Source organism: Gemmatimonadota bacterium (genome assembly GCA_030747075.1).
Taxonomy (GTDB): Bacteria; ARS69; ARS69; order ARS69; family ARS69; genus ARS69.
Map to the genome: position 1 here is coordinate 68,952 of JASLLL010000008.1, position 19,890 is coordinate 88,841.

General features: G+C 65.1%; 18 protein-coding genes. 17 read left to right on the forward strand and 1 reads right to left on the reverse strand.

Annotation, left to right across the window (positions count from 1 at the left end; genetic code table 11):
• Window positions 1–51 precede the first annotated feature (51 nt).
• The 16 genes from mtnA to QF819_04530 all read left to right on the forward strand — a co-directional run bounded on the left by mtnA (window position 52) and on the right by QF819_04530 (window position 18,561).
• A complete protein-coding gene (gene mtnA / locus QF819_04455) occupies window positions 52–1,131 on the forward strand; it encodes an S-methyl-5-thioribose-1-phosphate isomerase (GenBank protein ID MDP6802409.1) in 1,080 nt (359 codons plus the stop codon).
• A 136-nt stretch (window positions 1,132–1,267) separates the two neighbouring features.
• A complete protein-coding gene (rplM, locus tag QF819_04460; protein MDP6802410.1) occupies window positions 1,268–1,720 on the forward strand; it encodes a 50S ribosomal protein L13 in 453 nt (150 codons plus the stop codon).
• Window positions 1,721–1,788: 68 nt separating this feature from the next.
• Entirely contained in the window at window positions 1,789–2,181 is a 393-nt protein-coding gene (gene rpsI / locus QF819_04465; GenBank protein ID MDP6802411.1) for a 30S ribosomal protein S9, read from the forward strand.
• Between the two features lie 119 nt (window positions 2,182–2,300).
• Window positions 2,301–3,158, forward strand: coding sequence for a 30S ribosomal protein S2 (gene rpsB / locus QF819_04470; GenBank protein ID MDP6802412.1), 858 nt, complete (start codon window positions 2,301–2,303; stop codon window positions 3,156–3,158).
• An 86-nt stretch (window positions 3,159–3,244) separates the two neighbouring features.
• Window positions 3,245–3,838: a translation elongation factor Ts gene (tsf, locus tag QF819_04475; protein MDP6802413.1), complete on the forward strand. Its 594-nt coding sequence runs from the start codon at window positions 3,245–3,247 to the stop codon at window positions 3,836–3,838.
• A 64-nt stretch (window positions 3,839–3,902) separates the two neighbouring features.
• Window positions 3,903–4,628 (forward strand): UMP kinase, encoded by a 726-nt coding sequence (gene pyrH, locus QF819_04480; protein ID MDP6802414.1) that lies wholly within the window; start codon window positions 3,903–3,905, stop codon window positions 4,626–4,628.
• The gene (gene frr, locus QF819_04485) at window positions 4,625–5,182 is read left to right on the forward strand and encodes a ribosome recycling factor (protein MDP6802415.1); all 558 of its coding nucleotides are present in this window, start codon (window positions 4,625–4,627) and stop codon (window positions 5,180–5,182) included. Before pyrH ends, frr begins: the two co-directional genes overlap by 4 nt.
• Window positions 5,183–5,205: 23 nt before the next feature.
• Window positions 5,206–6,006, forward strand: a complete 801-nt coding sequence (locus QF819_04490; protein ID MDP6802416.1) for an isoprenyl transferase — start codon at window positions 5,206–5,208, stop codon at window positions 6,004–6,006.
• 6 nt (window positions 6,007–6,012) lie between these two features.
• Window positions 6,013–6,849, forward strand: a complete 837-nt coding sequence (locus tag QF819_04495; GenBank protein ID MDP6802417.1) for a phosphatidate cytidylyltransferase — start codon at window positions 6,013–6,015, stop codon at window positions 6,847–6,849.
• Window positions 6,846–8,048, forward strand: coding sequence for a 1-deoxy-D-xylulose-5-phosphate reductoisomerase (locus QF819_04500; GenBank protein ID MDP6802418.1), 1,203 nt, complete (start codon window positions 6,846–6,848; stop codon window positions 8,046–8,048). Before QF819_04495 ends, QF819_04500 begins: the two co-directional genes overlap by 4 nt.
• Window positions 8,045–9,361: an RIP metalloprotease RseP gene (rseP, locus tag QF819_04505; protein ID MDP6802419.1), complete on the forward strand. Its 1,317-nt coding sequence runs from the start codon at window positions 8,045–8,047 to the stop codon at window positions 9,359–9,361. The genes QF819_04500 and rseP overlap by 4 nt, the downstream gene beginning before the upstream one ends.
• A gap of 533 nt (window positions 9,362–9,894) precedes the next feature.
• Window positions 9,895–11,193, forward strand: a complete 1,299-nt coding sequence (locus tag QF819_04510) for a TolC family protein (GenBank protein ID MDP6802420.1) — start codon at window positions 9,895–9,897, stop codon at window positions 11,191–11,193.
• Window positions 11,190–12,740, forward strand: coding sequence for an efflux RND transporter periplasmic adaptor subunit (locus tag QF819_04515; GenBank protein MDP6802421.1), 1,551 nt, complete (start codon window positions 11,190–11,192; stop codon window positions 12,738–12,740). The genes QF819_04510 and QF819_04515 overlap by 4 nt, the downstream gene beginning before the upstream one ends.
• A gap of 10 nt (window positions 12,741–12,750) precedes the next feature.
• Complete coding sequence (locus tag QF819_04520) at window positions 12,751–15,834, forward strand: CusA/CzcA family heavy metal efflux RND transporter (protein MDP6802422.1); 3,084 nt, start codon at window positions 12,751–12,753, stop codon at window positions 15,832–15,834.
• A gap of 250 nt (window positions 15,835–16,084) precedes the next feature.
• Entirely contained in the window at window positions 16,085–16,987 is a 903-nt protein-coding gene (locus tag QF819_04525; GenBank protein ID MDP6802423.1) for a class I SAM-dependent methyltransferase, read from the forward strand.
• Window positions 16,984–18,561 (forward strand): flippase, encoded by a 1,578-nt coding sequence (locus tag QF819_04530; protein MDP6802424.1) that lies wholly within the window; start codon window positions 16,984–16,986, stop codon window positions 18,559–18,561. The genes QF819_04525 and QF819_04530 overlap by 4 nt, the downstream gene beginning before the upstream one ends.
• Here QF819_04530 and QF819_04535 read toward each other — a convergent pair.
• Complete coding sequence (locus tag QF819_04535) at window positions 18,551–18,892, reverse strand: hypothetical protein (protein MDP6802425.1); 342 nt, start codon at window positions 18,890–18,892, stop codon at window positions 18,551–18,553. The genes QF819_04530 and QF819_04535 overlap by 11 nt on opposite strands.
• A 159-nt stretch (window positions 18,893–19,051) precedes the next feature.
• Here QF819_04535 and QF819_04540 point away from each other — a divergent pair.
• On the forward strand, window positions 19,052–19,890 hold an 839-nt coding region (locus tag QF819_04540), incomplete at its 3' end, for a POTRA domain-containing protein (protein MDP6802426.1).

Below are 19,890 nucleotides of genomic sequence, written 5' to 3' on the forward strand. Positions count from 1 at the left end.
TGGCCGCTATCTTCCGGCCAGGCCGCCCCTCCCACAGGAGAGTTCTAGATCATGACGGAACATTCCCCGCCGGGCGCACCCTTCTCCACCGTCCGCTGGGAGGACGGGGTGGTTCATCTTCTGGAGCAGACGCTCCTTCCCGAGCGCGAGGAGGAGCTGCCCTGTCGCACGCCGGAGGAGATCGCGGACGCCATCCGCCGGCTCGCGGTGCGCGGGGCACCCGCCATCGGGGTGGCGGCGGGTTACGGTGCCGCCCTGGCCGCACACCACTCCCGCGCGACGGACCCGGCTGCGTTCGTCGCGGAAGTGGAGGCTGCACTGGCGCTTCTCCGGGCGGCGCGCCCGACCGCCGTGAACCTGCCGTGGGCCGTGGACCGCATGAGGGCATCGCTCCAGGCATCGGAGGGGGGCTCGATCGAGGAGCGGAAGGCCGCGCTCCTGGACGAAGCCCGGCGCATCCATGCCGAAGATGCAGCATCCTGCCGGGCGATGGGCCGCCTCGGCGCGGCGCTGCTTCCGACGAAAGGGACCGTCCTCACGCACTGCAACGCGGGCGCACTGGCCACGGGCGGCCGGGGAACCGCGCTGGCGGTCATCTATGCCGCCGTGGAGGACGGGAAAGCCATCCGGGTGCTGGCGGACGAAACGCGCCCCCTTCTTCAGGGGGCCCGCCTCACCGCGTGGGAGCTCGCCCGGTTCGGCGTTCCGGTCACCCTCCTGTGCGACAATGCGGCCGGATCGGCCCTTTCCCGGGGGATGGTGGACTGCGTGGTCGTCGGATCGGATCGGATTGCCGCCAACGGGGATGTCGCGAACAAGATCGGAACCTATCCGCTGGCGGTACTCGCGCGGGAACATGACATTCCGTTTTTCGTGGTGGCGCCGCTTTCCACCGTGGATCCGGCCACTCCCTCCGGCGAAGGCATCCCCATCGAGGAGAGAGCGCCGGAAGAGGTGACCGAGCCTCGTGGGGTTCGATTCGCGCCTCTGGGGGTGAACGCCTTCAACCCGGCGTTTGATGTCACCCCTGCCCGCTTCGTCACGGCCATCGTGACCGATCGCGGGATCGCGCGCGCGCCTTACGGGAAGGCCCTCCGGGCGCTGGCCGAAGCTCCGCCTCCGGTGGGATAACCCCCATACGGATCTTGACGGGCCATCCGGCACCCTGCTAGTCTGTCCGCCCTTTGTGTCCGCAGCGGAATGCTGTGGATGGGCAGGAACGCCCGACAAGCCACTTGGGACCCCCGCACGGGGGGAGGATGAGCCGTTGAGAACGCATGTTACCCGGGGATCCGAGATCGACCGGAAGTGGCACATTGTCGATGCCGAGGGACTCGTCCTCGGTCGTCTTGCCACTCGGGTCGCCACTCTCCTCAGAGGGAAGCACAAACCCAACTATTCCACCCACCTGGACAACGGGGATCATGTTGTGATCGTCAATGCCTCCAAGGTGGTTCTTACCGGCGACAAGCTGGACAAGAAAGTGCAATACACCCATTCGGGGTATCCCGGCGGCCTGAAGGCCAGAGGCTACCGTGACCTGATGGAGACCCGCCCGGAAGAAGTGGTCCGGAAGGCGGTCCGCGGGATGCTCCCGAAGACCCGCCTCGGGCGGAAGATGCTGACGAAAGTACGGATCTACGCGGGGCCGGATCACGAGCACGCCGCGCAGGACCCGAAGCCGTTTGAGATTGAGGATGCCCGGTACATCGTCCGGTAGATCCTGAAGAGGATCCGGCGAAGCCGCCGGGGCCCGCGTGTCGGGTCGGTCAACGAAGGAGAGAATAGATGTCGGAAGGTCCGTTCTGCGCTACCGGTCGGAGGAAGACTGCGGTCGCGAAGGTCCGACTGGTTCCCGGTGGCGGAGAGCACACGGTCAACGGGCGGAATGCCGCGGAGTACTTCCCCCGCAAGGCGCTGGTCGACCACGCCGAGAAGCCTCTCGACGCGACAGGAAACAAGACTCGCTTTGATGTGCTCGTCTCCGTTCGCGGCGGCGGCACGACAGGGCAGGCAGGGGCCATCAGTCTGGGCATCGCCCGGGCGCTCCTGAAGCTGGATGAAGAACTTCGCAGGCCGCTCCGGGCCGCCGGGCTTCTGACCCGGGACTCCCGGATGGTCGAGCGAAAGAAGTACGGGCAGCCTGGCGCACGCAAGCGGTTCCAGTTCAGCAAGCGCTAGAAGCTCGAAATCCTGCACGCTGTCGGACCGGACCGGGGGTCCGTGGCGGCGCGAGAGCGTCGCGCGGCCCGGCCGGGTGGATGGCAGCGGAAGACAAACCACTGAGCCGGAGGAAGATCTTGTCGGATGTTTCCCTGAGGACTCTGCTTGAGGCAGGCGTCCACTTCGGGCACCAGACACAGCGCTGGAACCCGAAGATGAAGAAGTACATCTTCATGGAGCGCAGCGGGATTTACATCCTGGACCTCCAGAAGACCCTCTCTCTCGTCGAAAAGGCCCGGAGCATGACCCGCGAGGTCGTCAAGGGCGGCGGCTGCGTGCTCTTCGTCGGCACGAAGAAGCAGGCACAGGACACCATTCGGGACATGGCCATCGACTGCGGTCAGCACTATGTCACGGAACGCTGGCTTGGCGGCATGCTCACCAACTTCCAGACGGTTCGCAAGTCCATCGCGCGCCTGAAGGATCTGGAGAGCATGGCCGCGGACAGTTCCTACGAGTCTCTCGCCAAGAAGGAGCGGCTCGGACTCGACAAAGAGCGGATGAAGCTCGACAAGGTCTTCTGTGGGATCAAGGACATGGACCGCACCCCTTCCGCCATCTTCATCGTGGATACGCAGCGGGAGAAGATTGCACTGTCCGAGGCCATCAAGCTGGGGATTCCGGTTGTTGGAATCGTGGATACGAACTGCGACCCGACGGGTGTGTCCCACCCGATCCCTGGAAACGACGATGCCATCCGGTCCATTCAGCTTCTGACGGGGGCCATTGCGTCGGCCGTGAAGGAAGGCTCCGCGCACGCCAAGGAAGAGGCCGGAAAGCGAGAGAAGGAAGCCGCAGAGAAGGCATCGGAAGCCGCAGATGCGGCGAAGAAGCACCTGGCCAGCGCCGACAAGGTGGACACCACCGAGAAGGCCCCAGCCCCGAAGCCTGAGAGCGGGACTTCCCAGGAGGCGCCGACCGCAGCCGGAGAATAGCAACCGGCGAGGCGAATGCACGGCAACAACGGGAACAGATGGGGTGAACCGCCCCCCAGGGGCGGACGACCCGAGGAAAGGGAATCATGTCGATCGACGCACAGACGGTGAAGGAGCTCCGCGAGAAGACCGGAGCCGGAATCATGGATTGCAAGAGGGCTCTCTCAGAGTCCGAGGGGAGCCTGGAGGAAGCGGTCGCCTTTCTCCGCAAGAAGGGGCTGGCCACCGCAGCGAAGAAGGCCGGTCGTGCCACGAAAGAGGGCCTGATCGGGTCCTACATGCACTCAAACGGCAAGATCGGCGTGATGATCGAAGTGGCCTGCGAAACGGACTTCGTCGCGCGGACAGATGACTTTGGCGGATTCGTCCGAGATCTGGCGATGCAGGTGGCGGCGTCCAGTCCCCTTGCGGTGGATCGCGACGGACTGGACCCGGCCCTCGTCGCCGGCGAGCGGGAGATGATGGCCGCCCAGGTTGCCGAGATGGGCAAGCCGCCCGAGATTGTCGAGAAGATCGTCGAGGGGAAAATCGAGAAGTGGTACCGTGAGGTCACCCTGCTGGAGCAGCCTTTCGTGAAGGATCCGGACCAGCAGGTGAGCCAGCTCGTCCAGGATGCCATTGCGCGACTTGGCGAGAATATCCAGGTTCGCCGGTTCACCAGGTTCGTTCTCGGCGAATAAGTCTCCTGATCCCCACCGCCTCCGGCTCTCTCAACCGGGACCGGAGGTTCGCCGGGAGGATGCCGTGAGCTCTCCGAAGTTCGACAGAATCCTCCTGAAGCTGTCGGGGGAGATTCTTGCGGGAGGGGAGGGGTTCGGCATCTCTCCGCCCGTGATTGGCGGGATTGCCGCGCAGATCCGGGGCATTCATCAGCTGGGCGTGGAGATGGCGGTCGTGATCGGCGGCGGCAACATCTTCCGGGGACTCGCCGCCAGCCATCTGGGGATGGACCGCGTCAACGCGGACAACATGGGCATGCTGGCCACCATCATCAACGGGCTGGCGCTTCAGGACTGCCTGGAGAATGCGGGCGTTCCCACACGCGTCATGACCGCCGTGGCGATCGCCGAAGTCGCGGAGCCCTACATTCGCCGCCGTGCGGTGCGCCACCTTGAAAAGGGGCGTGTCATTATCCTCGCCGGCGGGACGGGAAACCCCTTCTTCACGACAGATACGGCGGCCGCCCTTCGCGCGGCGGAGATCAACGCCGAGATCATCCTCAAGGGGACCAAGGTGCGTGGGGTCTTCACCGCGGATCCGGAGAAGGACCCGTCCGCGGAGTTCCTCCCGACGATCAGTTTCCGGGAAGTCTTGACGCAGGGACTTCGCGTGATGGATGCCACCGCTGTTTCGATGTGCATGGAAAACAACACTCCCATCCTCGTCTTCTCCATGGGAGACGACTCCAATCTCAAGGGAGCGGTGATGGGGGAAGATGTCGGAACCATGGTCGGGGAGACACAGGGATGAGCGAAGAGATCTTCAAGGCTTGCCAGGGGAAGATGAAGGACGCCGTGGATGCCACGCAACGGGAACTTTCCAAACTTCGTGCGGGGCGTGCGACGACGGCCATTCTGGACGGGATTCTCGTGGATGCGTACGGGTCGCAGACACCCATCAATCAGGTGGGGACCGTTGGCGTTCCGGAGCCGCGGTTGCTCGTCATCCAGCCGTGGGACAAGGGGCTGATCGGCCCGATTGAAAAGGCCATCCAGAGCGCGGACCTGGGGCTCAACCCGGCCAATGACGGCCAGGTCATTCGCATACCCATTCCTGCGCTGACGGAGGAGCGTCGGAAGGAGATCGTGAAAGGCGCCGGTGGGCAGGTTGAGGACGGCCGCGTCGCCGTGAGGATCGCGCGCCGGGAGGCAAACGATGCGCTGAAGAAGGCCCGCAAGGACGGGACCCTGTCCGAAGACGAGGAGCACCGCGCCCATGACCGGATTCAGGAACTGACGAACCAGTTCGTAAAGGAACTCGACGAGGTCTTCGCCAAGAAGGAAGCGGAGATCCTCGAAATCTAAGGAACTCCCCTGTCGGAGTCGCCATGACGAACCGCGAGCAACAGCTTGAGCAGGAGATCCGGGCGAAGGGGGGGATCCCCCGGCACATCGCCGTGATCATGGACGGGAATGGCCGCTGGGCCAGATCCCGGACGCTTCCTCGCCTCGACGGGCACGCCGCGGGAGTGACATCGGTGCGGGAGACGGTGCGCGGTTCTGCGGAACTCGGCGTGGAATTCCTGACGCTGTACGCCTTCTCCGTGGAGAACTGGAATCGCCCGAAGGTGGAAGTCGCCGGTCTCATGCGCGTCTTGAAGGACACGCTCCGCGGAGAGCGGGAAGAGCTGAACCGGAACAATGTCCAGCTCCGCATCATCGGGCATGAAGAAGACCTTCCCGCGGATGTCCGTTCCACCATCGACGAAACCCGGGATGCGCTGGCCTCGAACACGGGGCTTGTCCTGCTCCTGGCACTCTCCTACGGAGGGCGGCCGGAGATCGTGGATGCCGCGCGCTGTGCCGCCCGCCGCGTGAAGGAAGGGACGCTGGACCCGGACCAGATCACGGTGGAGTCGTTTGGGCAGATGCTCTCCACGGCCGAAGTCCCGGATCCGGACCTTCTCATTCGAACGAGCGGGGAGATGCGCATCTCCAACTTCCTTCTCTGGCAGATCGCGTACTCGGAGATCTGGGTTACCCGGACGCACTGGCCGGACTTCCGGCGCGTCCATCTCTACGAGGGCATCCGGGAATACCAGAAGCGGGATCGGCGTTTCGGTCGGGTCGAGAGCGCCGGGGAGAGTCCGGGGTCGGACCTCATGCCGTCGCTGGATCCCGGCGAGTAGGCGGCCGTGCGTCTCCGCTGGTTGAGCGGGATCGTCTTCGTTCCGGTGCTGATCTGGATTTCGCGCACCGGCGGGGCTCCGTTTCTGTTCCTCATCTACGCCACCGTCATCATGGGCCTCCACGAGTTCTACTCTCTGATGGAGGCCAAGGAGATCAACCCGTCTCGCAAGCTGGGGATTGCCGCAGTGCTCGTACTGACGACCCTGGTGTTTGTGTCCGGCACGGCGCATCTGGGGCTGTTTCTGGCGGCGTTTCTGCTGGTGCTTACCGTTCGAGAACTCTTCCGGGAGACGATGACTTTTCCCATCTACGACATCGCCACCACATTCTTCGGGGTGGCGTATGTCGGATGGCTGGTGTTGCATCTGCTTCTGCTCCGGCAGCTTCCCGCTTCGATCGGACTCCACGATTCCATGGGCGGCCACTTCGTGCTCATGACCTTCTTCTGCGTCTGGAGCTGCGACACGGCGGCGTTTTTCGTCGGGACCACCCTCGGGAAACACAAGCTTCTGCCGCGTGTGAGTCCGAAGAAGTCGGTGGAGGGCGCGGTCGGCGGGTTTGCCGCGTCGGTGGGATGCGCTCTGCTGGCGCGCGTCTGGTTCGCGCAGCACCCGGGAGGGGAGCCGCTTCTTTCGGTCGGTCAGGCGGTGATCTTCGGGTCGCTGCTCGGCATCCTGGGGCAACTCGGAGATCTCGTGGAGTCCCTGATCAAGCGAGACGCGGATGTGAAGGACTCTTCCGACACCATTCCCGGGCATGGCGGCATTCTCGACCGACTGGACAGTCTCGTCTTCTCTGCACCCATGGCGTTCTACTTCCTCAAGCTGGTGGTGTTCCGATGAGCGCGGGGCGCAGGTCGGTGGCCATTCTGGGTTCCACCGGGTCCATCGGGCAGAGCACGCTGGATGTCATTCGTGCGTTTCCCGGAGAGTTCGAGGTTGTCGGGCTCGCAGCCGGGCGGAGCGCGGATGTTCTTCTCGCTCAGGCGCGGGAGTTTCGTCCGCAGGTGGTGGGGTTGGCGGACCCGACCGCCGCGGAACGCTTCCGATCGGAGTGGACCGGCGCAGACTGCCCGGAGATGGTCGTCGGGGAGGAGGCCGCCCGGGAGCTTGCGTCGCAAGTGAGTGCGGACATTGTCGTGAACGGCATTGTGGGGAGCTGCGGGCTTCTGCCCACGCTCGCGGCGCTGGAATCCGGGAAGACCGTGGCGATCGCGAACAAGGAGCCACTCGTTGTCGCAGGCGAAGTCGTTATGGAGGCGGCTCGGCGCGGGGAGGGTTCGCTTATCCCGCTCGACAGCGAGCTTTCCGCCATTCACCAGTGTCTGGGAACGGCGCCTGCGGAGTCAATCGCGCGGGTTGTGCTGACCGCTTCCGGCGGGCCGTTTCGCACACGCCCCGCGGGATCATTTGACACGATCACCCTGGAGCAGGCGCTCGACCATCCGACATGGAGCATGGGGCCCAAGATCACCGTGGACTCCGCGACCCTCATGAACAAGGGGCTGGAGATCATTGAGACGCGGTGGTACTTCGATCTGCCGTATGAACGGATTGCGGTCGTGGTGCACCCGCAGTCGCTCGTCCATTCGGTGGTGGAGTTTCGAGACGGTTCGCTCCTGGCGCAACTCTCAGAGCCGGACATGCGCCTTCCGATCCAGTACGCGCTGACCTGGCCGGAGCGTTTCGCCGGCGCGGTCCCGCCGCTTGATCTGGCGCGTGTCGGGCAGCTCACTTTTGAGGAGCCCGATCTCGGGAAGTTCCCCTGTCTCGCCCTGGCCCGGGAAGCCGGTGCCGCCGGAGGGACCGCGCCCGCCGTGCTCAATGCGGCCAATGAGGTCGCCGTGGCGGCCTTTCTTGCGCGACAGATTCGATTTGTGGACATTCCCGCAGTGATTCAGGACTGCCTCGACCGATGTGCCGGGGAGTCCGGCGGAGATCTGGAGGAACTTCTGGCGGCGGACCGTGTTGCACGCCGCGAAGCCCAAACCGCGATCCACCGGATTGCGGGACGCACCCACACACCGGAGCGCGCCACTTGAGCAGTGTCCTTTCGTTCCTCATCCTTCTTTCGATTCTCGTCATCGCGCACGAGTGGGGACATTTCATCGTCGCCCGCCGGGCCGGGGTGAGAGTTCTTCGCTTCTCTGTGGGAATCGGGCCGGAGTTGTTCGGTATGACGCGGGGGGACACGCGCTGGGCCGTGGCGGCCATCCCGTTCGGCGGGTATGTGAAGTTCGCGGGAGAGGATCCCGAAGAGGACGCCGATGGCGCTTCCGACGAGTTTCTGAACAAGTCCGTGGGTGCACGGGCGGCCATCGTCCTGGCCGGTCCGCTGATGAACTACCTGCTTGCCATCGTGATCTATGCGGTCGTGCTTTTCGTGCAGGGAGAAGTCGTCATCGGGACGACCCGGATCGGAGCGGTGGAACCCGGTTCCCCCGCGGAAATCTCGGGTGTTCTTCCAGGTGATCGGATTGAGGCGGTGAACGGCCTGGAGGTCGAGGACTGGCACGGTTTTGCGGAGGCGCTTTCTCTCGTGGAGTCCGGAGAGGAGTTGACTCTTCGTCTGGGGCGCGACGGGAGAGAGACGGCGCTGGCCGTTCCCGTTCCGGAGGAGGGCGGGTTTGCGAAGAACCCGCTGGGTGTCGCGCCATTCATGGATCCGGTCGTCGGGTTCGTGAAGAAGGACGGGCCTGCCTGGAGGGCGGGGATTCGATCCGGGGATCGGATTGTGGAAGTGGACGGCGTGCCCGTGGACCGGTGGACGGGCATGCGGGAGGTCGTGCAGACGCATCCGGGGAGCGAGCTGTCAATCCGCTGGGAACGCGACGGCGTCGGTCACGACGCGAGGGTCGTGCCCGATCCGCTGCCGGTTCTCGCGGAAGCCGGGGGGGCGGCTCCGCCTGATACGGTCGGAGTCATCGGCGTGCAGCGGATTGTCGAGACGCGCCGAATCGGTCCGCTGGCCGCGCTGGGGGGCGGATGGCGACAGACACGCTGGCTCACCGAGCAGGTCCTGGGCTTCCTCTGGCAGATGGTGACGGGCGGCTTCTCGATGGACATGCTGGGCGGCCCTGTGCGAATGGCGCAGCTCTCCGGGGAGTCGGTCCGCTGGGGCATCGCCGCGTACTTCAACTACATGGCGTTGATCTCGGTGCAGCTGGCCATCTTCAACCTGCTGCCCATTCCCGTGCTGGACGGCGGACAGTTGACGCTCTTTGGGATCGAGGCTGTGCGCCGCCGACCGCTCTCGGTTCGTCAGCGCATGATTCTTCAGCAGGCCGGGTTTGCGCTTCTTGTGACGCTGCTGCTTGCGGTCACCGTGATGGATGTGGGCCGGCTCTTCGGCTGAGCCAAACCCCTTGCGGAGGGTGAATCGATCTTCTACCATCATTGCCGTGGCACCCCCCCCGAGACGCTGCCCCGCGGAGGCCAGATGCGTGCCGTACGCAAACTTGGCATATCTGTCCGCGTGTTTGCCATCACCCTGGCCGTGGCTTCCATTCCGTCTGCCGCCCTCTGTGAGACTGGGGAGCAGGGCGCGGGTGACACCTGCTGCATTCCCGACGGCACTCATGGGGTGCAGGAGACCGGGGACAACTCCGGCGTTCCCGCGGACGACGACTGCTGCCCGGGGGGCTGTCATCCTTGCTTCCTGCCATGTTGTGCCGGTCCGGTCTCGTTGTGCCCCCCGACCTTCCTCCCGGATCCCAATCCCGGCCTGACCGCTTTCGTCGCCCACTACGAGAGCCGCCTCTCTTCGGCCCACCCCGGAGAGATTTTCCACCCCCCACGCGCCTGAAAAGCTCCACCCTGTCATCGCGGCCATCATGACGACGGCAGACACCGGTCTGCTGCGCCGATTCGTCTATGGAGGGGTTCTGTATGGTGCGGAAGCCACTTGTATTCTGGTTCATTCTCTTGCTTGCCTGGGCTCGAGCCGCCCCCGCACAGCAGGGTGCTGGTGAAGACGCCGGCGAAGAGATCCGTGCGATCATCGAGCAGCAACAGATTGCGCTGGTGGACCTGTTTCGACTCGCGGATCTGACCAATCCCACGCTCGCATTGGTCCGTGGTGGCGTCCGGGCCCATGCAGGCCGGACCCGACAGGCGGCCCTGCACCCCAATCCGACCCTCGAATTCGAGGTCGAGGACATCTCCCCGGATGATCCCGATGACCGCACGGAGAAGGTGGCGCTCGTTCAAGATCTGATCCTCAGCGGGCGCCGCGAGGCTGCCGTTGCGGCTGCCCGTGCCGAGGAGGAGGCGGCGGCCCACGAGTTCGACCAGGCCCGCAGAGATCTCCATGTGCAGATTCACACCCTCTGGGCCGGGCAACTCTACTTCCGCGAAGCCGAGGCGGCGTTTGCAGAACTCCTGCGTGACGCGAACCACACGCTGGAGATTGCCCGGACGCGATTCGAGGCTCGGGCGGCTCCGGAGGCACAGGTCACCAAGGCTCTCCTGGAGGTCTATGAGCTGGAGGTGGCCCGGCAGCGTCTGGTGCAGCAGCGGGCCGGGGGGGGAGCGGAGCTGTCGGCTCTGTTCGGAGGCATTCGCGTTCCATTCGACCGGCTGGCAGGAACGCTCGAATCCGCCGACACTCCACCCGATGAGAACCTGCTCACTGCCGGCGCGGAACACCACCCGGCCTGGCAAGCGGCCCGGCGAGGCATCGCCGCCGCGGAGGCATCGCTGCGTGAAGCCCGGGCGGCTCGAATCCCCGACCTCGAACTCTTCGTCGCTTACGGGAGGTCCCGGGCCTCAGACGAGGGCTTCGTCGAGGCCGGAATGGGTATGCCGCTCCCGATCTTCGACCGCAACCAGGGGCGGGTGGCCGAGACCCGGGCGACGGTTGCGCAGGCTCGAGCCCGCGCGCGCATCGTGCAGGGCGACCTCGAGGTCGCACTCGCAGTCGCTCGCCAGAGCTATCTCACCACTCGTGACCAGCTCAATGCATCAGCCAATCTCATCCTGCCGGCGGCGGAGCGCGGGCTGATCCAGGCGCGGGAGGGTTATCGTGCCGGAAACCTGCCGATCCTGGAACTCGTTGACGCGCAGCGCACTCTTGCCACCGTTCGGCTGCGAACTCTTGAACTGAGAAAGGACCTCATCGTTTCCGGGGCGGAGCTGGCGAGCCTGGTCCGTACAGATCCCGGCGAAGAGAGGGGGAAAGACCAATGAGCAAGAAAGGTTTTCTGACCGTACTCCTGGTCGCGTTGATCGGTCTTGGCGGCCCCGGTTGTGGACCGGGTGCCCCCGACGATGCCGCGCAGGCCGGGAAGGCCGCCGCCTTCTGCGAGGAGCACCGGATCGCACAGGCGCAGTGTCCGTACTGCGACCCGAGTCTCATCGAGTCATTGGGCTTCTGTCACGGCCACGGTGTTCCCGAGGCCTTCTGCTACCTGTGCAACCCGGCCCTGATTCCCGCCTTCCAGGCCGTCGGGGATTGGTGCGCCGGACACGATCGACCGGAGTCGCAGTGCTACATCTGCAACCCCGAGCTGGATCCCGCCCGCAAGGAGCCGCAGGCCACCGCCGCATCGGAGGACTCGGGGCAGTCGGATGCTTCTCCGGTGGCAAGTGCCGCGGAGAGTGGCTACATCCCGCGGAGGCAGCAGCCGCCTTCGGTCTACTGCGCGACACAGAGTCTCGTCGTGAGCTTCGATAGTCCTGAGATCGCCGATCGTGCGGGATTCGAATACGCCACTGTCGAGGCGCGTCCGCTGACCGAGATCGTCAGGTGCCATGCCGAGGTCGCCTATGATGGCAACCGTTACGCGCAGATCTCGGCCCAGGTCCCGGGCATTGTCTCCGAGGTTCACAAGGACTTCGGCGACACCGTCGACTCCGGAGACGCCCTTGTCACCATCACCTCGACTCATCTCGGCGCCGCCAAGGCATCCTACTTGCAGGCTACGGCCGCGGTCGAACTCTGGCAGCGGAACCACGCACGCGAGGCAGTCCTCCTGGACCGCGGGGCTTCGACGGAGAGGGGCCTGCTCGAGGCGGGGACGAGTCTGGCGGAGAGTCGAATCTCGCTGTCGGCGGCGGAGCAGGCGCTGTTGAGCTTCGGGCTTTCGAAGCCGCAGGTCGACGCGCTGCGGCGCAACGAGGACACGAGTGCGCGCTATGTCGTCACCGCTCCGTTTGCCGGGATCGTCGTGGACCGTCAAGCCACCGCGGGAGAGGTGGTGGATTCCTCCAGGCCCCTCTTCGCCGTCGCTGATGTCTCCCGCATGTGGGCACTCATCGATGTCTACGAATCGAACCTGCGGCACATCGAGATCGGGCAGCCGGTGGTTCTTCAGGTCGAGGGCCTGCCGGGTGAGTCATTTGGCGGCCGTATCACCTGGGTGAGCTCGCAGCTCGATCCCCGGACCCGGACTCTCCGGGCCCACGCCGACTTCGACAACTCCGGCGGCATGCTCCGCGCCCACATGTTCGCCAGTGCCAGCGTTTCGGTCCGGGATCGCCGGCCGTCCCTGGTGGTGCCGGCGGCATCGGTGCAGTGGGAGGGGTGCTGCAACGTGGTCTTCATCAAGAAGTCCGCCACGGAGTACCAACCCCGAAAGGTCCACCTGGGCATTGCCACCGGCACGGTCTACGAGGTTCTCGGTGGACTGGATGCGGGTGATGAGGTGGTCACACAGGGCAGCTTCCTGCTCAAGACGGAGATTCTCAAGGGCAGCATTGGAGCGGGCTGCTGCGAAATCGATCCAGGAGCCTAGGGGGATTCCGATGCTGAATGCCATCATCACCTGGTCTCTCAACCATCGATTCCAGGTCATCGCGCTCACCATTGTTCTCATCGCGATCGGGATCAGCACATTGGTCCGTCTCCCGGTCGATGCCTTTCCGGACACGACGCCGGTAATGGTGCAGATCAATACCACCGCCCCCGCGCTGTCGCCGCTTGAGATCGAGCAGCAGATCACCTTTCCCGTCGAGCAGGCGATCGCCGGTCTCCCGAACCTGAACGAGGTGCGCTCCATCTCGAAGTTCGGTCTCTCTCAGGTGACGGTCATGTTTGACGACCGGACCGACATCTACTTCGCTCGCCAGCTGGTCATGGAGTGCCTGCAGACCGTGGAGCTGCCCGAGGGTGTCGGCCGTCCGGAGATGGGCCCGGTGGCCACCGGTCTCGGCGAGATCTACCACTACCTGGTTACCAGCCCCAACCATACGCTCCAGGAGCTGACCACACTCCACGACTGGGTCATCAAGCCGCGACTCCGGTCCGTTCCCGGCGTTGCCGAGGTCAACACCTGGGGGGGCGAGCGCAAGCAGTATCATGTGCTTGCCGACCCGGCCCGCCTGGTGAAGTACGACTTCACCCTGGACGATGTCCTCCGCGCCCTGGCGACCAACAATCTGAATGTCGGCGGCGGATATGTCGTCCAGGCGGGCGAACTCCACCTGGTGCAGGGTGTCAGTCTCACCACCAACCTCGAGCAGATCGGAAACATCGTCATAGCGGCCTATGACGGGGTGCCTGTCCGTATTCGAGATATCGGTGAGATCCGCGAGGGCCACGAGATTCGTCGTGGCGCCACCACCGCCAACGGGCAGGGCGAGGTCGTGCTCGGGCTGGGCTTCATGCTGATGGGAGAAAACAGCCACGAGGTGACCACGCTGCTTCGCGAGCGGATGTCGGAGATTCAGAAAGGACTGCCGGAGGGCGTGCGTGTCACTCCTGTCTATGAGCGCACCGAGCTTGTCGACCAGGTACTCGAGACCGTCAAGGAGAACCTGCTGCTTGGGGCGTTCCTGGTCATCTCGGTTCTCTTTGCCTTTCTCGGCAATCTGCGGGCCGGGCTGATCGTGGCGTTCGCGATTCCGCTGTCGATGCTCTTCGCCGCCAACGGCATGATGCGCTTCGGGATTGCCGCCAGCCTGATGAGTCTGGGCGCGATCGATTTCGGACTCGTCGTGGACAGCTCAGTCATCATGATCGAGAACAGCGTGCGCCGACTCGCCGCACCTGACCGGCGCGGCTCTGTTCTCGAGACGGTCCGGGAAGCGGCCATCGAAGTACGCAAGCCGACGATGTATGGCGAGCTCATCATCGCCATCGTGTTCCTGCCGGTGCTGGCGCTTGAGGGCATCGAGGGGAGACTGTTTCGTCCGATGGCGCTGACGCTGCTCTTTGCGCTCGCGGGCTCGCTCATCATCTCCCTGACGCTGATGCCGGTGCTCGCCAGCCTGGTTCTCAGGGGGCGTGTAAGCCAGAGTGAGAACCGGTTCGTCCGCGCCATGAAACGCGCCTACACCCCGGTGGTGCGCTTTGCCCTCCGTCGCCGCCGGTCGGTCCTTGCCGGTGCCCTGGTGCTCATCGCCTGCGGGGCCGTGCTCGGCACCTTCATCGGGTCGGAGTTCATCCCGCGATTGTCTGAGGGCGGCATCGTCATCAACACCGTGCGTCTGTCGGGAGTGTCCCTCGAGGAATCGGTTCGCTATGGCTCCCGGCTGGAGAAGGTCCTGCTCGAAGAGTTCTCCGACGAGGTGCGGGATGTGTGGAGCCGAACCGGCACCGCCGAGGTGGCAACGGATCCGATGGGTATCGAACTTTCTGACATCTTCATCACCCTCCACCCGCGTGACAAGTGGACCCGTGCCAGGACCCAGGACGACCTTGTGGATCTGATGAGCGAGGAACTGTCCGGCTTTCCCGGGATGCGGGTCATCTTCACCCAGCCGATCGAGATGCGCGTGAACGAGATGATCGCCGGCATCCGCACCGATGTGGGCATCAAGATCTTCGGCGACGATCTGGAGGTGCTGCGAGACATCGCCACGCAGGTGGCCGGGATCATCGGCACCATTCCAGGCAACGCCGACTCCTACACGGAGCAGATCACCGGACAACCGGTGCTTCAGGTTCGGGTGGATCAGGATGCCGTGGCTCGCCACGGCGTTTCGGCGCAACACGTTCTCGAGCTGGTGAAGGCTGTGGGAGGCGTGTCGGTGGGGGAGATCAGAGAAGATCAGCGGCGATTCCAGCTTGTCGTGCGGCTGCCCGAGCGCTACCGCAGCGACCCCGAGGCCGTGCGCGAGATCCTGATTCCCACCGCCACCGGGGCCCGGATCCCGCTGGCGCGGCTTGCCGACATTCGGCAGATCGAAGGCCCTTCGACCATCACCCGCGAGTGGCAACGCCGGCGTATCGTGGTTCAGTGCAATGTCCGCGGGCGGGACCTGGGAGGGTTTGTGGAGGAGGCACGCGAGCGTATCGCCGACGAGGTGGAGTTGCCGTCGGGCTATTCCGTGAGCTTCGCCGGGCAGTTCGAGCATATGGAGCGGGCACGCAACCGACTGATGATCGTCGTGCCGCTGGCGCTCCTGCTGGTCTTCTTCTTGCTCTACAGCAGCACGAACTCGGTCCGCGACGCTCTCATCATCTCTACCGGTGCGCCGTTTGCCGCCCTGGGTGGACTAATGGCCCTGGGGATTCGTGGCATGCCGTTCACGGTCTCGGCGGGGGTCGGTTTCGTCGCCGTGTCCGGAGTGGCGATGCTGGCGGGACTGGTGCTCGTGTCGACGATACGGCGGCTTCTTGAGACAGGCTCTTCGCTTGAACAGGCGATCGAGCAGAGCGCTCTCATACGGCTGCGGCCGATTCTCATGACTACCCTGGTCGCGGCGCTGGGTTTTGTGCCGATGGCCCTGAATACGGGGGTCGGCGCGGAGGTTCAGCGGCCGCTGGCAACGGTGGTCATCGGTGGAGTGTTGTCGGCCAATGCCTTGACGCTGGTTGTACTGCCGGCCATCTACAGGATGTTCGGACGGGTTGGCGTGGGCGCCGGGGAGAGGCGCGTCGATTGAGACCCGTCCGGGATTCACCGGTCGACCGACGGAGAAGCCCGGGCCGCAATCTGCCCGGAAACTCCCCACCCCGGCGTTCTTGCGTCGGATTCCTGGCGGCGTCAGCCACGGCCGGACCCGCATAACCTCCGACCCAGATGGAAGTTAGACCAATGGAGAGACGCTGGCCGGGACGCCAGAGAAAAACAACAATCTTCGGGACACAACCAACCGGATTCAGGACACTCTCCATCGGCTGATCGGGGGGCGAATGGCGACCGCAGGCGGATGCATGCAACTGGCGCTGGACTCCGGAGTGCGCGGACTGGCCGGACTTCGGCGCGGCCTTTCCGGCGGTGGGGAACCTGCCGGATCGGGAGGCCCGCTCCCGGGCGCTCAGGCGCACCAGGACTGCCGGGTGCTCGGGCAGGGCGAGGATGCGCTTCTCCGGCTGGGCCGCGTCTACCAGTCGCTCTGGCGAACGGTGGAGTGGCGCCTCATGCGAGAGGCGTGTCATGACCTGCCGCGGCCTGTCGCGGATCTTGGGTGCGGGGACGGTGCCTTCGGGGCATTGCTTCGCGACAAGATTGACCACGGGTTCGACGGAGACGCGGAGATCCTCCCGCACTGCGACCTGAGCGTGTACGAAGCGGTGGCGGCCGTGGACCTCCGCGAGACGCTGCCGCTTCCGGACGGGTCGCTGGCGTCCGTCTTCTCCAACTCCACCTTCGAGCACATTGTCCCTGTGGAACGGGCGCTGGCGTCGGTGGCCCGCGCACTGAAGCCGGGAGGGACATTCGTCATCTCCGTCCCGACCGTGGGGCTTGTCCATGCCTTCGAGTCCCGCTACACACGGGCGTTCGCCAATCGGCTGAACACGATCCTCGGGCACCACAATCTCTGGTCCTGGGCGGAGTGGGAGACACGACTCCGGGATGTCGGATTCGTGGGGGTGAACATGCGAGGCTACCTGACGGTCGACGCAGCCCGGTGGTTTGCGTCGCGGCAGCTTGCTCCGTGGGAACCGCTGGAGAGACGCTTTCCGGAGTACGCGTGGAAGCGTTCCGTTCGCGACATCCGGCGGCATGTTCGCGACTCCCTGACGATCACGGACGAAAAGGCCACGACCTGCGTGCTGGTGGAGGCGGTTCGCGGAGGGGAAGCGGTCGTATGAGCGGGTCCGACTCCAGCGCCCCATTCCCCGCGCGGGAACTTGCCCGGGGAACGGGGCTTATTCTGGCGGGGGGGATCGCCTATCAGGTTCTGGAGTACCTGTACCGATTCACGCTGGCACGCGGGCTTGGGGTAGACGGGTTCGGCACCTTCAATCAGGCGCGCTCGGTTCTTCTTCTGCTGGTTCCCCTGGCGGCGCTGGGTCTCGGTCCGGGCATGAAGCGATTCGTCGCGCTGTTGCGTGGCGCGGGTCGGGCCGACGAAATCCCGGCGCTGTTGCGCGGCGGCACGCGGGTCCTTGGCGGATCCGTGCTCGTGGGCGCGGGGACGCTGGCGATGCTCGCTCGCCCACTGGCCGTCTTCTTCCATAACGACGCACTGGCCGCGCCGCTTCTCGTGCTGGCGGCGGGCGTTCCGGCCTTTGTCGGGCTGATGTACACGACAAGAGTCGGCGAAGCGTTCCGGAGTTTTCGCCCGGCGGTGATTGCCCGGCAGATCCTCAATCCTCTCCTGCGTCTGCTCACGGGTGTCGCCCTGGTACTGGCCGGGGCCAGCCTCCCCGTGCTCATGGGCGGTTTCGTCGCGTCGCTCTACGGCGCGTTCGCGGTGGCGGTCATTCTCGTGCTTCGGATTCTCCCGGACGCGGGGAAGCAGACAGTCGTTCCGGACGGTCGGGCTCCCGAGATCGATTCCAGTCTGCGGTCGCTGGTGCGGTATTCGATCCCGGTCGCGTTCGGCGGGATCATCTTCAACGTCGCCGACCGGATTGACATCCTCATGCTGGGGTATTACCTGAACGAGACGAGCGTCGGGATCTACAGCGCGGCGTCACCACTGGCGCGAACGCTGCTCATTCTGGGGTCGAGCGTCCTGCCGGTCATGGGGACGCTGTCCGCCGAATGCGCCGGGCGGGGTGATCTGGCGGGGATCGCCCGGCTTCGGCGGCGGGCGTCGCGCTGGACTCTCCTCTACACGGCTCCGTTTGCAGTGGGGCTGGCCATGTTTCCGGATCCTGTGGTCACGCTGTTCTTCGGCGAACAGTATGCCGGGGGGGCGGTTGCGCTGCGCATCCTCGTCCCCGGGTATCTGGCGTTTGTGATCCTGGGTCCGCTGACGGTTCTCGTCAACGCGATGGGTCGATCCGGATGGTCGTTCTGGAATGTCGTCGTGCGGACCGTGCTGAATGTTGCACTGAACGCCGTTCTCATTCCCCGTTACGGTATTCCGGGAGCGGCCGTGGCGACCGGGATTGCGCTGGTCGCCTCCACGACCGTCGCGTGGTTCATGCTGGGCGCTCTTGTGCCGCTGGGGAATCCGTTCTCCGGGTGGCTGCGTCCCGCGGGAGTGCTGGCGGGAGCGGCAGGGGCCGCGTGGGGCACGAGCGCAGTCGCGCTGGCGGCTGGCGCGTCCGATCTGCAGGCGGCGCTGGGGGGCGGCGTGTTTCTGCTGCTGCTGTTTGCCGCAGGGATCCGGTTCATCCCGGGGTGCATGGAGGAGGGGGATCTGGACCTTCCCCGAATGCTCGGTGCCCGGATGAAGCGCGGAGACGGGAAGCGCCACCGACTCAACGCCTGAGCGAGAGCTCCTCCAGAACTTCTTCGAAGTCTGCCGCAAGCAGGTCGGGCCGGTCGAGACAGGGAGCGGTCCACGCAGCCCACTCCTCTTCGCTGAGATGGGAGCCGGGGAAGAAGCGCAGCGCCATTCGGAAGGAATCCGGCGAGGCCGGGTGTCGCCTTGAGATTCGCAAGACCTCGGCATAGTAGTCGGCGAATGTCCCGATGGCGGCTTCCAGCCTCAAGGTCTCCGGAGGTTTGACCGGCGGCGGCAGTTCCTTCTCCGGCGCGCATCCCGCCAGCAGCGACAGCGAGACCCATGCAGCCGTGGAGAGAATCATGCGCGAGTTCATGGCGGCTCCGGTTGACAGTCTGCGCGAAAGGTAGCCCGGAAAGGCACGGGGATGCCACCGGGAAAGGGGGTCGCGTTGACACGATCAGTCGCCTTTGATAGCGTCCCCCACCGGCCTGCAGATCCCGGCAGGCCCTGCTGCGGCCCTGGAGTCGAGCGGATGCGGATCCACCGAAATCTCCTCCCCCTTCTTCTCTCGCACCTGATTGCACCGCCGAGCGCGTCCGCGTCTCCCGTCTGGACGGAGGACTGCCCCGAAGACCTCTCGGCCTTCAGCCTTGAGAAGATCCTCTTCGAGGGGAACGCCGCGCTCTCCGAGGACGAACTGCGCGGCGTCATCCGGTCCTCGACCTCGGGCATCCTCCGCTTCCGGCCCATGAACCTCGAGCGCCTCCTCGGCGATGTCCACCGGCTCCGCCGGCATTACCGCCGCGAGGGATTCTGGGATGTGGCCGTGCAGGTCGACATTCTCTACGACGCGGATCGTCGGCGGGCGCTTCCCGCGTTTCGAATCGTGGAGGGGGCGCGGCGGCGTGTCGGCTCCATTCGGGTGGAGGGCAACGAGACCTTCTCCAACGCGGAAGTATTCACATGGACGAAACTGGTTTCCGGCGACCCGTTCGACCTCTCCCGCACCGACCTCGACCGCGAGTCCATCGAGAACACCTATGCGAACCGCGGATTCCACCTGGTGCAGGTGACGGCGGACCTCCAGGCGCAGCGGTCCGGGCGCGGTGAAGAGGTGGTTCACGACCTGATCCACCGAATCGAGGAAGGTCCGCGGCTTCATGTGGGGAAGATCCGTGTGGAAGGAAACGAGGTCACCGCCGGTTCGATCATCCGGCGGGAGTTGATGATCGAGTCGGGAGATGTGCTCAGCAGAGAGCGACTGATCGGGAGTCGACGAAGGCTCTACGCGACCGGCTTTTTCTCTCGTGTGGAACTGATTCCTGAACTGAGAGGCGAAGAGGAACACGATGTAGATGTCGTCGTGAAGGT

What these genes read in the sequence shown, in the direction of transcription:
- QF819_04530 (MDP6802424.1), top strand. Translation starts at nt 16,984, where the DNA reads ATGAGCGGGTCCGACTCCAGCGCCCCATTCCCCGCGCGGGAACTTGCC.
- mtnA (MDP6802409.1), top strand. Translation starts at nt 52, where the DNA reads ATGACGGAACATTCCCCGCCGGGCGCACCCTTCTCCACCGTCCGCTGG.
- rpsI (MDP6802411.1), top strand. Translation starts at nt 1,789, where the DNA reads ATGTCGGAAGGTCCGTTCTGCGCTACCGGTCGGAGGAAGACTGCGGTC.
- QF819_04500 (MDP6802418.1), top strand. Translation starts at nt 6,846, where the DNA reads ATGAGCGCGGGGCGCAGGTCGGTGGCCATTCTGGGTTCCACCGGGTCC.
- QF819_04535 (MDP6802425.1), bottom strand. Translation starts at nt 18,892, where the DNA reads ATGAACTCGCGCATGATTCTCTCCACGGCTGCATGGGTCTCGCTGTCG.
- QF819_04490 (MDP6802416.1), top strand. Translation starts at nt 5,206, where the DNA reads ATGACGAACCGCGAGCAACAGCTTGAGCAGGAGATCCGGGCGAAGGGG.
- tsf (MDP6802413.1), top strand. Translation starts at nt 3,245, where the DNA reads ATGTCGATCGACGCACAGACGGTGAAGGAGCTCCGCGAGAAGACCGGA.
- QF819_04510 (MDP6802420.1), top strand. Translation starts at nt 9,895, where the DNA reads ATGGTGCGGAAGCCACTTGTATTCTGGTTCATTCTCTTGCTTGCCTGG.
- frr (MDP6802415.1), top strand. Translation starts at nt 4,625, where the DNA reads ATGAGCGAAGAGATCTTCAAGGCTTGCCAGGGGAAGATGAAGGACGCC.
- QF819_04525 (MDP6802423.1), top strand. Translation starts at nt 16,085, where the DNA reads ATGGCGACCGCAGGCGGATGCATGCAACTGGCGCTGGACTCCGGAGTG.
- QF819_04515 (MDP6802421.1), top strand. Translation starts at nt 11,190, where the DNA reads ATGAGCAAGAAAGGTTTTCTGACCGTACTCCTGGTCGCGTTGATCGGT.
- QF819_04520 (MDP6802422.1), top strand. Translation starts at nt 12,751, where the DNA reads ATGCTGAATGCCATCATCACCTGGTCTCTCAACCATCGATTCCAGGTC.